Raw genomic sequence first — 13,887 nt, 5'->3', positions numbered from 1 at the left:
ATAAAAGTGTTGCTCATCTCCCGCTTCCGTTTATCAGGCGAGACATCTGTCCCGCGATGGCGAAGAGTATAGGTCCACGGCCAAAGCGGGTGGTAAAGTAACGGGATATCTTTGCGACTGAGAACACCATAATGGCAAAAAGCGCAGCAGCCCTGCACATCCTGGTTAAAGAAGAGAAACTGGCGCACGAGATCCTCGCCAAACTGGAACGTGGTGTCAGCTTCGATCACCTGGCAAAGCGCTATTCGAAATGTCCATCAGGACGCAACGGCGGAGATCTTGGGGAGTTTAATCAAGGCGTTATGGTCGGGCCGTTTGATAAAGCGGTCTTCAGCTGCCCGCTGCTCAAGCCATATGGACCGGTCAAAACCAAGTTCGGCTACCACATCATTAAGGTGCTCTATCGCCGCTAGCCCATGCTACTATTGCGCCCTGATTTATCCCCCATTCACTCAAGGTACGATCATGGCAAAAACGGCAGCAGCACTGCATATTCTGGTTAAAGAAGAGAAGCTGGCACTGGATCTTCTGGAGCAAATTAAAAACGGCGCCGATTTCGGCAAACTGGCGAAGAAGCACTCGATCTGCCCGTCAGGCAAACGCGGCGGCGATTTAGGTGAATTCCGCCAGGGTCAGATGGTGCCGGCGTTTGATAAAGTCGTCTTCTCCTGCCCGGAGCTGGAGCCAACCGGCCCGCTGCACACTCAGTTTGGTTATCACATCATCAAGGTGCTGTACCGCAAATAAAAAAAACCGGCGTCTTATTTGCACCGGTTTTTTATCTCACAGCTTTCCCCTAAGGATTTCAGCTTGCAGGAAGGCGGCAAGTGAGTACAGCCCCAGGAGCATAGATAACTATGTGACTGGGGTGTACGAACGCAGCCAACGCATCTGCAAGTTGAAAGGCGACGGGGAATTAGCCCGCTACCGCAATACGTTTCATATCGGTCATATAGCCGCGCAGTTTCTTACCAACCTGCTCGATAGCGTGGCTGCGAATAGCTTCATTCACGTCGCGCAGCTGAGCGTTATCTACCGCGCCTTCGGCAATCGCTTTGCCCAGGTCGCCGGTCTGCAGGGTAGTCATGAACTCTTTCAGCAGCGGTACGCAAGCGTAAGAGAACAGGTAGTTACCGTATTCTGCGGTATCGGAGATAACCACGTTCATTTCGTACAGGCGCTTACGGGCGATGGTGTTGGCGATCAGCGGCAGCTCGTGCAGCGATTCATAGTAAGCGGACTCTTCGATGATGCCGGAATCGACCATGGTTTCGAACGCCAGCTCAACGCCTGCTTTCACCATCGCGATCATCAGAACGCCTTTATCGAAGTACTCCTGCTCGCCGATTTTACCTTCAAACTGCGGCGCGGTTTCGAACGCGGTTTTACCGGTCTCTTCACGCCAGGTCAGTAGTTTTTTATCGTCGTTGGCCCAGTCAGCCATCATACCGGAGGAGAATTCACCGGAGATGATGTCATCCATATGTTTCTGGAACAGCGGCGCCATAATCTCTTTCAGCTGTTCGGACAGCGCATAAGCACGCAGCTTAGCCGGGTTAGACAGGCGATCCATCATCAGGGTGATACCGCCCTGCTTCAGCGCTTCGGTGATGGTTTCCCAGCCGAACTGAATCAGTTTCTCAGCGTATGCCGGGTCGGTACCTTCTTCCACCAGCTTGTCGAAGCACAGCAGAGAGCCAGCCTGCAGCATACCGCACAGAATGGTCTGCTCGCCCATCAGGTCGGATTTCACTTCCGCCACGAAGGAAGACTCCAGAACGCCCGCACGGTGACCGCCGGTGGCCGCAGCCCAGGCTTTAGCGATGGCCATGCCTTCGCCTTTCGGATCGTTTTCCGGGTGAACCGCGATCAGAGTCGGTACGCCAAAACCACGTTTGTACTCTTCGCGCACTTCGGTACCCGGACACTTCGGCGCTACCATCACAACGGTGATATCCTTACGGATCTGCTCACCCACTTCCACGATATTGAAACCGTGAGAGTAGCCCAGCGCCGCGCCATCTTTCATCAGCGGCTGAACGGAACGCACAACGTCAGAGTGCTGCTTGTCCGGCGTCAGGTTAACCACCAGGTCAGCCTGCGGGATCAGCTCTTCGTAGGTACCCACTTTGAAGCCGTTTTCGGTCGCTTTACGCCACGATGCGCGCTTCTCGGCGATCGCTTCTTTACGCAGCGCGTAGGAGATATCGAGACCGGAGTCGCGCATGTTAAGGCCCTGGTTCAGACCCTGAGCGCCACAGCCGACGATGACCACTTTTTTACCCTGAAGGTAGCTTGCGCCATCGGCGAATTCGTCGCGACCCATAAAGCGACATTTGCCCAGCTGCGCCAGCTGCTGGCGCAGGTTCAGTGTATTAAAGTAGTTAGCCATGGTGATACCTCGTGATGTTGTGTGTCTTATTTTTTTCGGTTCGCGGTTCAGCGAGAATGTACCCACATTACAACAGGAAATTTATTGCGGAAATTGATATATTCACAACGTCACGTTGCAATTTCTGCAATGTAAAATCGTGGAGTGCCGCCGGTGGATTTACGCGATCTAAAAACCTTCCTGCATCTGGCGGAAAGCCGCCATTTTGGCCGCAGCGCGCGGGCAATGCACGTCAGCCCTTCCACGCTGTCCCGGCAGATTCAGCGCCTGGAAGAAGACCTCGGGCAGCCGCTGTTTGTCCGCGATAACCGCACGGTAACGCTTACCGAAGCGGGAGAAGAGCTACGAACGTTTGCCCAGCAGACGCTGCTGCAGTATCAGCAGCTGCGCCACACTATCGATCAGCAAGGGCCGTCGCTGTCGGGCGAGCTGCATATCTTCTGCTCGGTAACCGCCGCCTACAGCCACCTGCCTCCCATACTCGATCGCTTTCGCGCCGAGCATCCTTCGGTGGAAATTAAGCTCACCACCGGCGATGCCGCCGATGCGATGGAGAAAGTGGTGACGGGTGAAGCCGATCTGGCGATAGCCGGTAAGCCAGAAACGCTTCCCGGCGCGGTGGCCTTCGCAATGCTGGAAAATCTGGCGGTGGTGCTAATCGCCCCGGCGCTGCCTTGTCCGGTTCGCAACCAGGTCTCGGTGGAGAAGCCTGACTGGGCAACGGTACCCTTTATCATGGCCGACCAGGGCCCCGTGCGCCGCCGCATTGAGCTGTGGTTTCGTCGCCATAAAATCAGTAATCCATCAATTTACGCGACGGTGGGCGGACATGAAGCCATGGTATCCATGGTGGCGCTCGGCTGCGGCGTCGCGCTGCTGCCGGAAGTGGTGCTGGAAAATAGCCCGGAGCCGGTGCGCAATCGCGTAATGATTCTGGAGCGTAGCGACGAAAAAACCCCTTTTGAGCTGGGCGTCTGCGCGCCCAAAAAGCGACTGCATGAACCGCTGATTAATGCGTTCTGGGAAATCGTTCAAACAAAATAAGGAGATAACATGCGTTCAGGGACGTTGCTATTAACCATTGCCATGGTGTTATGTTGTACCGTCCAGGCAAAACCGAAGGGCATTACCGTGCTGGATATCAAACATCTGGCGCTTCAGCAATGCCTGGTGGCGAATTACAAAGCCCGAACGCCTGAAGGCGCGCGATCGGCCCCGTCGCAGGATGCGTCATTTATGATTGAGAGATACGCCCTGGATAATGCCGGCGTGTGGAAGGCATTTCAGACGTTCGTCGCCAAAGAGACGAAAGATTTTGATCGGCTAACGATGTCATTACACCCTGACCATGCTCAGACTGCCAATAACGTGCTGGCGCAATGCATGAACTTTTATGAATCGGACAAGCTGGATAAGTATGTACGTGGGACGGTGATGAAGTAACCCATGCTGCCATTTATGTCATTCTGACAGATGACCGGAAGAGGCGGTTTCTTCCGGTCATCATAATAACTACCCCGCCAGGAAGAACCGGAACGCCGGGTTATGGGTTTCATCGTGGCAGTCGTAGCCCAGCTCATGCAGGCGGGTTTCAAAATCAGGCTCGTGATCGCCCAGTTCGAATGCCGCCAGCACGCGGCCATAATCGGTACCGTGACTGCGGTAGTGGAACAGTGAAATGTTCCAGTGGGTACCCAGCGTATGCAGGAACTTCAGCAGGGCGCCGGGCGATTCCGGGAACTCGAAGCTGAACAAACGTTCCTGCAGCGGCTGCGAAGGTCGCCCGCCGACCATGTAGCGTACGTGTAGCTTGGCCATTTCGTCGTCGGAGAGATCCACCACGCTGTAGCCCCCTTCATGCAGCAGATTGAGGATCTCTTTCCGCTCTTCCAGACCGCGACTCAGGCGCACACCGACAAAAATGCAGGCATTCTTTGCATCGGCGAAGCGGTAGTTAAACTCGGTCACCGACCGGCCACCCAGCAGCTGGCAGAACTTGAGGAAGCTGCCCTTCTCTTCAGGAATGGTGACCGCCAGCAGCGCTTCACGCTGTTCTCCCAGTTCGCAGCGTTCGGAAACGTAGCGCAGACCGTGGAAGTTGACGTTCGCACCGGAAAGCACGTGCGCCAGGCGTTCGCCGCGAATATTATGCTGAGCGATATATTTTTTCATTCCCGCCAGCGCCAGCGCGCCGGAAGGTTCTGCTACCGCACGCACGTCTTCAAACAGGTCTTTCATCGCCGCGCAGATGGCATCGCTATCAACGGTGACGATGTCGTCGAGATACTCCTGACAGAGACGGAAAGTCTCATCACCGATACGTTTAACCGCCACGCCTTCGGCAAACAGCCCCACGCGGGGTAAATCAACCGGATGGCCCGCATCCAGGGCGGCTTTCAGACAGGCAGAATCCTCAGCTTCAACCGCAATGACCTTAATCTGCGGCATGAGCTGTTTGATCAGCACCGCCACGCCCGCCGCGAGACCTCCGCCGCCAACCGGTACGAATACGCGGTCGATATGGGCATCCTGCTGCAGCAGCTCCAGCGCCAGCGTCCCCTGCCCGGCAATCACCATCGGATGGTCGAAAGGCGGTACCCAGGTGAATCCCTGCTGCTGCGCCAGCTCAATAGCTTTGGCTTTGGCTTCATCGAAGTTCGCGCCGTGCAGCAGCACTTCACCACCGAAGCCGCGAACCGCATCGACCTTGATATCCGCGGTGGCGGTTGGCATGACGATTAGCGCCTTCACGCCCAGGCGAGAGGCGGAGAAAGCCACGCCCTGCGCATGATTACCCGCCGAAGCGGTGATCACGCCGTGCGATTTTTGCTCTTCCGTCAGCCCGGCCATCATCGCGTACGCCCCACGCAGCTTAAAGCTGTGCACCGGCTGACGATCTTCACGCTTCACCAGCACAACGTTATCGAGGCGCGACGAGAGCTTTTCCATTTTTTGCAGCGGCGTAATCTGCGCGGCTTCGTATACCGGCGCGCGCAGTACGGCTCTGAGGTATTCCGCCCCCTCGGGGGCGGCGGACAGGGGTTGCGACTCGGCCATCATTAACCCCCAAGTTTCGATTTATCGCGCACCGCGCCTTTGTCGGCGCTGGTTGCCAGGCTGGCGTAGGCGCGAAGGGCAAAGGAAACCTGACGCTCGCGATCTTTCGGCGTCCAGGCTTTATCACCGCGTGCTTCCTGAGCTTCACGGCGCGCCGCGATCTCAGCATCGCTCAGCTGCAGCTGAATACCGCGATTTGGGATATCAATGGCGATCATGTCGCCATCTTCAATGATCGCGATATTGCCGCCGCTGGCGGCTTCCGGAGAAACGTGACCGATGGAGAGGCCTGAAGTGCCGCCGGAGAAACGACCGTCGGTAATCAGCGCGCAGGCTTTACCCAGCCCCATGGATTTCAGGAAGGTGGTCGGATAGAGCATTTCCTGCATCCCCGGTCCGCCTTTCGGACCTTCATAGCGAATAACCACCACATCACCCGCAACCACTTTACCACCGAGGATGGCATCCACGGCCGCGTCCTGGCTTTCGTATACCTTAGCCGGGCCGGTGAATTTCAGGATGCTATCGTCTACGCCGGCAGTTTTCACGATGCAGCCATTTTCGGCAAAGTTGCCGTACAGAACGGCCAGACCGCCGTCCTTGCTATAAGCGTGTTCCAGCGAGCGGATACAGCCTTCTGCGCGATCGTCATCCAGGCTGTCCCAGCGGCAATCCTGAGAGAAAGCCTGCGTCGTGCGGATACCCGCTGGCCCGGCGCGGAACATCTTTTTAACCGCTTCATCCTGCGTGACGGTGATATCGTACTGCTCCAGCGTCTGCGGCAGGGTCAAACCGAGCACGTTCTTCACATCGCGGTTCAGCAGTCCGGCACGATCCAGCTCGCCTAAAATACCCAATACGCCGCCCGCGCGGTGCACGTCTTCCATATGATATTTCTGCGTACTTGGCGCCACCTTACACAGCTGCGGTACTTTGCGTGAAAGCTTATCGATATCGCTCATGGTGAAGTCGATTTCCGCCTCCTGCGCTGCCGCCAGCAGATGCAGGACGGTATTGGTGGAACCGCCCATGGCGATATCCAGCGTCATGGCGTTTTCAAACGCCGCTTTGCTGGCGATATTACGCGGCAGCGCAGAAGCGTCGTCCTGCTCGTAGTAACGCTTAGTCAGCTCGACGATACGCGAACCCGCATTGAGGAACAGCTGTTTACGATCGGCGTGAGTCGCCAGCAGCGAGCCGTTACCCGGCTGCGACAGGCCCAGCGCTTCGGTCAGGCAGTTCATGGAGTTGGCGGTGAACATCCCGGAACAGGAACCGCAGGTCGGGCAAGCGGAGCGTTCAACCTGATTACTCTGATCGTCAGAGACTTTCGGGTCAGCGCCCTGAATCATCGCATCGACCAGGTCGAGTTTAATGATTTGATCGGACAGTTTGGTTTTCCCGGCTTCCATAGGGCCGCCGGAAACAAAAATTACCGGAATATTCAGGCGCAGAGACGCCATTAACATCCCGGGAGTGATTTTATCGCAGTTGGAGATACAGACCATCGCATCAGCACAGTGGGCGTTAACCATGTACTCCACCGAGTCAGCGATCAGTTCGCGGGATGGCAGTGAATAAAGCATACCCCCGTGCCCCATCGCGATCCCGTCATCCACCGCAATGGTGTTGAATTCTTTAGCGACGCCGCCAGCGGCTTCAATTTGCTCAGCAACCAGCTTGCCGAGATCGCGCAGGTGAACGTGCCCCGGCACGAACTGGGTGAAAGAGTTCACCACGGCGATAATCGGCTTACCGAAATCATCGTCGGTCATTCCAGTGGCGCGCCACAGCGCGCGGGCACCCGCCATATTACGGCCGTGAGTGGTTGTGGCGGAACGGTACTTAGGCATGCTTTAGTTACTCCCAGTGTCTGTTAAATGGGGCGTTGCGTGCCGCCCCATCTTTTTATACTTAGTTATTAACCTGATCCAACCAGCCCCATTTATCCTCGGTTTCACCGGTGAAGAGGCCAAAGAATGCTTGCTGAATGCGTTTGGTGACCGGGCCGCAGCGTCCTTCGCCCACCTGAATACCATCAACGCTGCGCACCGGCGTAATCTCTGCAGCCGTGCCGGACATAAATACTTCGTCGGCCAGATACAGCGACTCGCGAGACAATACCTGTTCGCGCACTTCCAGACCCAGCTCTTTCGCCAGTTTGATGATCGCGTCGCGGGTGATGCCCGGCAGCGCGGAGGAGGTGAACGGCGGGGTAAACAGCACGCCATCCTTCACTTCAAACAGGTTTTCACCGGCGCCTTCAGAGATATAGCCGTTCACGTCCAGCGCGATACCTTCCTGATAGCCATGACGACGCGCTTCGCTGCCGACCAGCAGCGAAGAGAGATAGTTACCGCCGGCTTTGGCCGCGGTCGGAATGGTGTTCGGCGCTGCGCGATTCCAGGAAGAAACCATCGCATCGATCCCCTGATCCAGAGCTTCGGCACCCAGGTAGGCGCCCCACGGGAACGCCGCGATGATCACGTCAGTGTTATAGCCCGGAGGCGGGTTGACGCCCATGCCCACGTCGCCGACAAAAACTAACGGGCGAATATAGGCGCTGGTCAGATTGTTTTTACGAATGACTTCACGGCAGGCTTCCATCAGCTCATCAACGCTTTGCGAAACCGGGAAACGGTAAATTTTGGCTGAGTCATGCAGACGCTGCATATGTTCACGGTGACGGAACACAACCGGCCCCTTGTGAGAGTCGTAGCAACGGATGCCTTCAAATACGGAAGTCCCGTAGTGCAGCGCATGGGACATCACGTGAACTTTCGCCTCTCCCCACGGAACCATCTCGCCATTGAACCAAATGTAATCAGCTTTTTTCGTCGTCATTATTCTTCCTTTGCGCTCAGGCGCGAATTTGTTGTGATGTAGGTTGCTGGATCTCGACGCAGGCGACGTCCACCAGTTTGCTTAATTGACTAAACAGTAATTCGACGGGCCGCTGGCTGGCAACGGTCAGTTCGATATTAATATTCCGGGCATCGGCGGCGGTTTCCATATTCATCGCGCAAATCTGGAACCCGCGATGACGCACGACGCGCAGCACGCGTTCTAAGGTTTCTGGATTAAAGCGAGCCTGCAAGGCGACCTGATGTTGCATCATGATAATTTCTCCAGCATTTCTGCATTACTGGCACCGGGCGGCACCAACGGCCAGACGTTCTCAAGTTCGTCGATTGAGACATGAAGCAGGTAAGGCCCCTGGCTCGAAAGCATGGTGTCGAGTGCCGCTTCAACCTGGTCTTTACGGGTGATGTGTTGACCAGGAATGCCGAAGGCGCTGGCCAGAGTAAGAAAATCGGGATTATCGGTAAGGGTGGTTTCGCTATAACGTTCCTGGAAAAACAGCTGCTGCCATTGTCGAACCATTCCTAAACGCTGGTTATCCAGTAACACTATCTTCAGCGGCAACTGCTTGCGTTTTACGGTGCCCAGCTCCTGCACGTTCATCATGAAGGAGCCGTCACCGGAGATACAGATTACCGTATCATCAGGACGGGCCACCTGCGCGCCCACTGCTGCCGGCAGGCCAAAGCCCATGGTCCCTAATCCACTGGAAGTGATGAAATTCTCCGGACGCGTATAGGTCATATGCTGCGCTGACCACATCTGATGCTGGCCCACATCGGTGGTCACGACGCAATCTGCTGGTTTGCGCTCGGAAAGCTGCTTCAGCAGCAATGGAGCATAGATGGCCTCGCCCGGATGATCGTAGCGCCATGCGTGCTCGGCGCGCAGCTGAGCATTACGTTGACGCCAGGCGTCGATGGACAGCGGCTGTTGCAACGCCGGCAGCATCACGTTCAAGTCGCCAGTCAGGCCAATATGCGCCTGACGGAGCTTGTTCAGTTCTGCCGGATCGATATCCATATGGATAACTTTGGCGTGCGGGGCGAACGTATTCAGCTTGCCGGTCACGCGATCGTCAAAGCGAGCGCCTACGGCAATCAACAGATCGCACTCCTGCACCGCCAGATTGGCCGCTTTAGTTCCATGCATCCCCAGCATGCCCAGATAGTATGGATAATCAGCTGCCACCACGCCCAGCCCTTTCAGGGTAGACGTTGCCGGCATCTGCGTGACGGCAAGAAATTCACGCAGCGCCGGTACCGCCTGCGCCATCCCCACGCCGCCGCCAACGTAGAGCATCGGCTTCTGCGCCTGAGTCAACATCTGCAAAGCGTATTCGATATCCGCATATGGGAAGTCAACGTCATCGGCTACCATGGAGAAATGCGGATCGAGATCGCCCTGAGCCAGCTGGATGTCTTTGGGGATATCGACCAGTACCGGGCCGGGGCGCCCTGAGTTTGCCACATGGAATGCTTCGGCAATGACGCGCGGCAGCTCTTCCAGCGACTGCACCAGAAAACTATGCTTAGTGCATGCCAGCGATAAACCGAGAACATCCACTTCCTGGAATGCATCAGTACCAATGAACGGAGCGGCAACCTGGCCGGTGATGGCAACGACGGGAACGGAATCCAACAGCGCGTCGGCGAGGCCGGTGATCAGGTTGGTTGCGCCCGGTCCTGACGTCGCAATACATACGCCGGTTTTGCCAGTAGCCCGGGCATAGCCGATAGCCGCCATGGCTGCGCCTTGTTCATGCCGGCACAGTAAGTGTTCCACGCCGCCGTCATACAATGCATCGTAAACCGGCATAATTGCGCCACCCGGATAGCCAAAAACAGTATCGACACCCTGTGCTCGCAAAGCATGTACCACCCACCGCGCCCCATTCATAGTTACTTCCCCGTCGTAGATCGAGAGAAACAGAATTTTATGCTACCAACCATCATCTGCTCCTCTTTTCTGTTTTTAAGTTATAAAAAAACCCCCGGACCTTTCGGTGCGGGGGTCTTAGTTCGTTAAGGCTTGTTTTTTAAGCCTTTCCTCGTCCAAGTGCAGCCCCGCACGGTGGGATAATAATCACCACCACGCTAATCACGACCAGGCTAATCACTCGTAGAAGGGCTGTCATTTTATGTTCTTTCTGGCTTCATGTTCGAAGGAATACCTAAAGAGGTACCACAGACATCGCATTAAATACAAGATTTTTTTATGACCCTATTTCTTACCTTGCTAACCATTCACGAAAAAACAATTGTTTTTAATAGGAAAAACAGGAAATGAAAATATTTCAATTTGTGGCGAGCGCCACAGCTTTTTCTCGCATCGCTGGCTGATAACAATGTTTTGCGAGTCTGTATCCGCAACGAGTGCAAAGCGGCAATTCACGGAAAATTGGCTGGAAGCGAACGCCTGAAATTTAAAATTGCTGAATTACCCGACAAAAAATCCCCGACATAATGCCGGCTCTCAGGAGGTTTTATGTCACTCGCCATTGTTTACACCCGCGCCGCTCTTGGGATCGGCGCCCCCCTTATCACAGTTGAAGTTCATATCAGCAACGGACTCCCTGGCCTGACGATGGTAGGGTTGCCTGAAACAACGGTCAGAGAAGCGCGTGACCGGGTACGTAGTGCGATTATCAACAGCGGCTACGCCTGGCCGGCGAAAAAAATCACCATCAATCTGGCGCCAGCCGATTTGCCAAAAGAAGGGGGAAGATATGATTTACCTATCGCTCTCGCGCTTCTGGTGGCCTCTGAGCAGCTAAATGCTCCCAGGCTAAATCAGTACGAGTTTGTCGGCGAGCTGGCGCTTACAGGCGCTCTACGTGGCGTTCCTGGGGCTATATCCAGCGCGATGGAGGCGATAAGAGCGGGCAGAAAGATTATTGTCTCTCATGAGAATTCTCCTGAGGTGGGTTTAATCGGCGGCAGTGACTGTCTTATCGCCGCCCATCTTCAGGAGGTCTGCGCCTTTCTGGAGGGAAAAAACCCGCTAAATCATCCCATTCCGGAAGCGGAGACCTCAGATGAGTCTTCATTAGACCTGCGCGAGGTTATTGGTCAGCAGCAAGGAAAGCGAGCGCTGGAAATTATCGCTGCAGGCGGACATAACCTGCTGATGATAGGCCCACCCGGCACAGGGAAAACGATGCTTGCGAGTCGGCTGCCTGGGCTACTACCGCCGCTGAGTAACCAGGAAGCGCTGGAAAGCGCGGCAATACTTAGCCTGGTCAATTCCAGTTATGCGATGAAAAACTGGCGCCGCAGGCCATTTCGAGCTCCGCATCATAGCGCTTCCCTGGCTGCGATGGTGGGTGGCGGCTCTATTCCAACACCGGGAGAGATCTCTCTCGCTCATAATGGCGTGCTGTTCCTGGATGAGCTGCCCGAATTTGAACGCAGGGTTCTGGATGCATTAAGAGAACCGATTGAATCCGGGGTAATCCATATCTCCCGCACGCGCGCGAAAATCGATTATCCCGCCCGCTTTCAGCTTATTGCAGCAATGAATCCCAGCCCCACGGGCCATTATCAGGGTCAGCATAATCGCGCATCTCCAGAACAGACGCTACGCTACCTGGCCCGTTTATCTGGCCCATTTCTTGACCGTTTCGATCTCTCACTGGAAATTCCTCTGCCGCCGCCGGGGGTGCTTAGCCGGGGAACAAACGAAGAAGAGAGCAGCGCCTGCGTACGCCAACGCGTTTTGGCTGCGCACGAAAGGCAACTGTCACGACAGAAAAAACTCAATGCAAATCTGGGGAATAATGAGATGAAAATCTGGTGCCAGCTTCATCAAGATGACGCAATCTGGCTGGAGCAGACGCTTACGCAACTGGGGCTCTCAATCCGGGCCTGGCAGCGCCTGCTTAAAGTTTCACGCACGATTGCCGATATTGAGAAGGTCGATCGTATTGAACGCCGTCATTTGCAGGAGGCTCTTGGCTATCGGGCAATAGACAGAATGTTGAGCCATCTGCAAAAAATGATGACGTAAAAAAAGGGCTTACGCCCTTTTTCTTAATCATCGCTTTCCGTGTAATCTTCCGTGCCTTCCACCTGCGGCTTGCCGCCGGAAAGAGTATGGAAACGCTTCGGACGCTTAATGCGCGCCATGTACTTGATCCAGACGCGTTCTGCTTCCGTTGCGGGCTCACGTTCACCACGGCAGACCGAAACAAACTGTTTTTCATCGTCGGTGACAGGCTCGCGTTTACCTAGTTCGAGTTCATTAAAGGCATAACCATGACGTTCCAGCAGTTGCGCCTCTTTGATGGTGAAATCTCCATGACGGGAAAACCCGCGCGGATAATTTTTATTGTCGAAAAAACGATTAGTTGTCGTAAAGCTTTCCGCCATCCTACACGCTCCTGATTCTTTGGCCGAGCTATTTATGGCGCGGAGTATTAGTTACGCTTGACAGAGCGTCAAACAAAACATTTAAATCATCACGACAAATAATTTTGCGGAGAAGAGTGTGGATACGGAATTGCTCAAGACTTTCCTCGAGGTGAGCAGAACTCGCCACTTTGGCCGAGCCGCAGAGGCGCTTTATCTGACGCAGTCAGCAGTTAGCTTTCGTATTCGTCAGCTGGAGAACCAGCTGGGGGTGAATCTTTTTACCCGCCATCGCAATAATATCCGCCTGACTTCAGCCGGAGAGAAACTGCTGCCTTATGCCGAAACCCTGATGAACACCTGGCAAGCTGCGCGCAAGGAGGTCGCAAATGCCTCCCGGCATAACGAATTTTCAATCGGAGCCAGCGCTTCGCTATGGGAATGCCTGCTTAACGAGTGGTTAGGAAAGCTCTATACAGAGCCCTATAACCTACAATTTGAGGCGCGAATCGCGCAGAGGCAATCGTTGGTCAAACAGCTGCACGAACGTCAGCTTGATCTACTGATCACGACAGAATCGCCGAAGATGGATGAACTAAGCAGCCAGTTGCTGGGTAATTTTACCTTAGCGCTTTATTGCGCCTCGCCGGCTAAAAATACAAATGAATTGAATTATTTGCGCCTGGAATGGGGTCCTGACTTTCAACAAAATGAAGCGGGATTGATCGGAAATGATGATATTCCTCTCCTGACTACCAGTTCTGCCGAATTAGCGTATCAGCAGCTCAGCGCGCTTAACGGCTGCACGTGGTTGCCTGTGCTCTGGGCGCAGGAAAAAAATAACCTGCATACTGTCACTGACAGCGTGACGCTTTCAAGGCCTCTTTATGCGATTTGGCTACAGAACAGCGATAAGCAAGCGCAAATCCGTGAGATCCTGAAGCACAGCATATTACAATAGGATGACTCCTCCAGGGACGGAGGATGAATGAAGGGAAATTTAAAGCAAAAAAAAATCCTTTGCCTGAGCAAAGGATTATTATATGGCAGGGGCGGAGAGACTCGAACTCGCGACACCCGGTTTTGGAGACCGGTGCTCTACCAACTGAGCTACGCCCCTAAAGTTTCTTATCATTAAGCCTGCTTAATCAGCAGGCTTAATTTTTTTAATAAGTGGCGGAACGGACGGGACTCGAACCCGCGACCCCCTGCGTGACAGGCAGGTAT

14 protein-coding genes and 1 tRNA gene are annotated in these 13,887 nt (G+C 54.8%); 6 read left to right on the top strand and 9 right to left on the bottom strand.

Annotated elements, in window-relative coordinates; genetic code table 11:
* Nucleotides 1-131 precede the first annotated feature (131 nt).
* Together ppiC (ABLV12_RS10390) and ppiC (ABLV12_RS10385) are read left to right on the top strand one after the other, a co-directional pair.
* Nucleotides 132-413: a peptidylprolyl isomerase PpiC gene (ppiC, locus tag ABLV12_RS10390; protein ID WP_016808199.1), complete on the top strand. Its 282-nt coding sequence runs from the start codon at nt 132-134 to the stop codon at nt 411-413.
* Between the two features lie 52 nt (nt 414-465).
* Nucleotides 466-747, top strand: coding sequence for a peptidylprolyl isomerase PpiC (gene ppiC / locus ABLV12_RS10385; protein WP_004107616.1), 282 nt, complete (start codon nt 466-468; stop codon nt 745-747).
* Between the two features lie 169 nt (nt 748-916).
* Here the strand turns inward: ppiC (ABLV12_RS10385) and ilvC are convergent, their stop codons facing one another.
* Nucleotides 917-2,392 (bottom strand): ketol-acid reductoisomerase, encoded by a 1,476-nt coding sequence (ilvC, locus tag ABLV12_RS10380; protein ID WP_003018001.1) that lies wholly within the window; start codon nt 2,390-2,392, stop codon nt 917-919.
* 153 nt (nt 2,393-2,545) lie between these two features.
* On the opposite strand from ilvC, the gene ilvY reads away from it, so the two are divergent.
* Complete coding sequence (gene ilvY, locus ABLV12_RS10375; RefSeq protein ID WP_004107613.1) at nt 2,546-3,436, top strand: HTH-type transcriptional activator IlvY; 891 nt, start codon at nt 2,546-2,548, stop codon at nt 3,434-3,436.
* Nucleotides 3,437-3,445: 9 nt separating this feature from the next.
* The gene (locus ABLV12_RS10370; RefSeq protein ID WP_004107609.1) at nt 3,446-3,835 is read left to right on the top strand and encodes a hypothetical protein; all 390 of its coding nucleotides are present in this window, start codon (nt 3,446-3,448) and stop codon (nt 3,833-3,835) included.
* 69 nt (nt 3,836-3,904) lie between these two features.
* Here the strand turns inward: ABLV12_RS10370 and ilvA are convergent, their stop codons facing one another.
* From ilvA to ilvL, 6 genes are all read right to left on the bottom strand, one after another.
* The gene (ilvA, locus tag ABLV12_RS10365) at nt 3,905-5,449 is read right to left on the bottom strand and encodes a threonine ammonia-lyase, biosynthetic (RefSeq protein WP_024274874.1); all 1,545 of its coding nucleotides are present in this window, start codon (nt 5,447-5,449) and stop codon (nt 3,905-3,907) included.
* Nucleotides 5,450-5,451: 2 nt separating this feature from the next.
* The gene (gene ilvD / locus ABLV12_RS10360; protein WP_004107602.1) at nt 5,452-7,302 is read right to left on the bottom strand and encodes a dihydroxy-acid dehydratase; all 1,851 of its coding nucleotides are present in this window, start codon (nt 7,300-7,302) and stop codon (nt 5,452-5,454) included.
* Between the two features lie 61 nt (nt 7,303-7,363).
* On the bottom strand, nt 7,364-8,293 hold the full coding sequence (gene ilvE / locus ABLV12_RS10355) for a branched-chain-amino-acid transaminase (protein WP_004107600.1): 930 nt from the start codon (nt 8,291-8,293) through the stop codon (nt 7,364-7,366).
* Between the two features lie 16 nt (nt 8,294-8,309).
* On the bottom strand, nt 8,310-8,567 hold the full coding sequence (ilvM, locus tag ABLV12_RS10350) for an acetolactate synthase 2 small subunit (protein ID WP_004107599.1): 258 nt from the start codon (nt 8,565-8,567) through the stop codon (nt 8,310-8,312).
* A complete protein-coding gene (gene ilvG, locus ABLV12_RS10345) occupies nt 8,564-10,210 on the bottom strand; it encodes an acetolactate synthase 2 catalytic subunit (RefSeq protein ID WP_004107597.1) in 1,647 nt (548 codons plus the stop codon). The genes ilvM and ilvG overlap by 4 nt, the downstream gene beginning before the upstream one ends.
* A 139-nt stretch (nt 10,211-10,349) precedes the next feature.
* Nucleotides 10,350-10,448, bottom strand: coding sequence for an ilv operon leader peptide (gene ilvL / locus ABLV12_RS10340; RefSeq protein ID WP_001311244.1), 99 nt, complete (start codon nt 10,446-10,448; stop codon nt 10,350-10,352).
* A 350-nt stretch (nt 10,449-10,798) separates the two neighbouring features.
* Between ilvL and ABLV12_RS10335 the strand changes: the two genes are divergently transcribed.
* Nucleotides 10,799-12,319 (top strand): YifB family Mg chelatase-like AAA ATPase, encoded by a 1,521-nt coding sequence (locus tag ABLV12_RS10335; RefSeq protein WP_004116935.1) that lies wholly within the window; start codon nt 10,799-10,801, stop codon nt 12,317-12,319.
* Between the two features lie 23 nt (nt 12,320-12,342).
* Here ABLV12_RS10335 and ABLV12_RS10330 read toward each other — a convergent pair whose 3' ends face one another.
* Complete coding sequence (locus ABLV12_RS10330; RefSeq protein ID WP_004097464.1) at nt 12,343-12,681, bottom strand: DUF413 domain-containing protein; 339 nt, start codon at nt 12,679-12,681, stop codon at nt 12,343-12,345.
* A 118-nt stretch (nt 12,682-12,799) separates the two neighbouring features.
* On the opposite strand from ABLV12_RS10330, the gene hdfR reads away from it, so the two are divergent.
* Nucleotides 12,800-13,621 carry an HTH-type transcriptional regulator HdfR gene (gene hdfR, locus ABLV12_RS10325; protein ID WP_160887351.1) on the top strand — a complete coding sequence of 274 codons (822 nt, stop codon included), beginning with the start codon at nt 12,800-12,802 and terminating at the stop codon, nt 13,619-13,621.
* A gap of 83 nt (nt 13,622-13,704) precedes the next feature.
* Here the strand turns inward: hdfR and ABLV12_RS10320 are convergent.
* Nucleotides 13,705-13,780 (bottom strand) — tRNA-Trp (locus ABLV12_RS10320).
* Nucleotides 13,781-13,887 lie beyond the last annotated feature (107 nt).

The sequence above is a fragment of the Klebsiella sp. CN_Kp100 genome, assembly GCF_040065315.1.
Lineage (GTDB): Bacteria > Pseudomonadota > Gammaproteobacteria > Enterobacterales > Enterobacteriaceae > Klebsiella > Klebsiella oxytoca.
The sequence above is the reverse complement of the archived record's forward strand: the minus strand, read 5'-3'. Positions and strand labels throughout refer to the sequence as shown.

Bases quoted from the DNA above. Each gene is read 5' to 3' on its own strand.
- ABLV12_RS10330 (WP_004097464.1), bottom strand. From the start codon at position 12,681: ATGGCGGAAAGCTTTACGACAACTAATCGTTTTTTCGACAATAAAAAT.
- ABLV12_RS10370 (WP_004107609.1), top strand. From the start codon at position 3,446: ATGCGTTCAGGGACGTTGCTATTAACCATTGCCATGGTGTTATGTTGT.
- ABLV12_RS10335 (WP_004116935.1), top strand. From the start codon at position 10,799: ATGTCACTCGCCATTGTTTACACCCGCGCCGCTCTTGGGATCGGCGCC.
- ilvM (WP_004107599.1), bottom strand. From the start codon at position 8,567: ATGATGCAACATCAGGTCGCCTTGCAGGCTCGCTTTAATCCAGAAACC.
- ppiC (WP_016808199.1), top strand. From the start codon at position 132: ATGGCAAAAAGCGCAGCAGCCCTGCACATCCTGGTTAAAGAAGAGAAA.
- ilvE (WP_004107600.1), bottom strand. From the start codon at position 8,293: ATGACGACGAAAAAAGCTGATTACATTTGGTTCAATGGCGAGATGGTT.
- ilvG (WP_004107597.1), bottom strand. From the start codon at position 10,210: ATGAATGGGGCGCGGTGGGTGGTACATGCTTTGCGAGCACAGGGTGTC.
- ppiC (WP_004107616.1), top strand. From the start codon at position 466: ATGGCAAAAACGGCAGCAGCACTGCATATTCTGGTTAAAGAAGAGAAG.
- ilvC (WP_003018001.1), bottom strand. From the start codon at position 2,392: ATGGCTAACTACTTTAATACACTGAACCTGCGCCAGCAGCTGGCGCAG.
- ilvL (WP_001311244.1), bottom strand. From the start codon at position 10,448: ATGACAGCCCTTCTACGAGTGATTAGCCTGGTCGTGATTAGCGTGGTG.
- ilvA (WP_024274874.1), bottom strand. From the start codon at position 5,449: ATGGCCGAGTCGCAACCCCTGTCCGCCGCCCCCGAGGGGGCGGAATAC.
- ilvD (WP_004107602.1), bottom strand. From the start codon at position 7,302: ATGCCTAAGTACCGTTCCGCCACAACCACTCACGGCCGTAATATGGCG.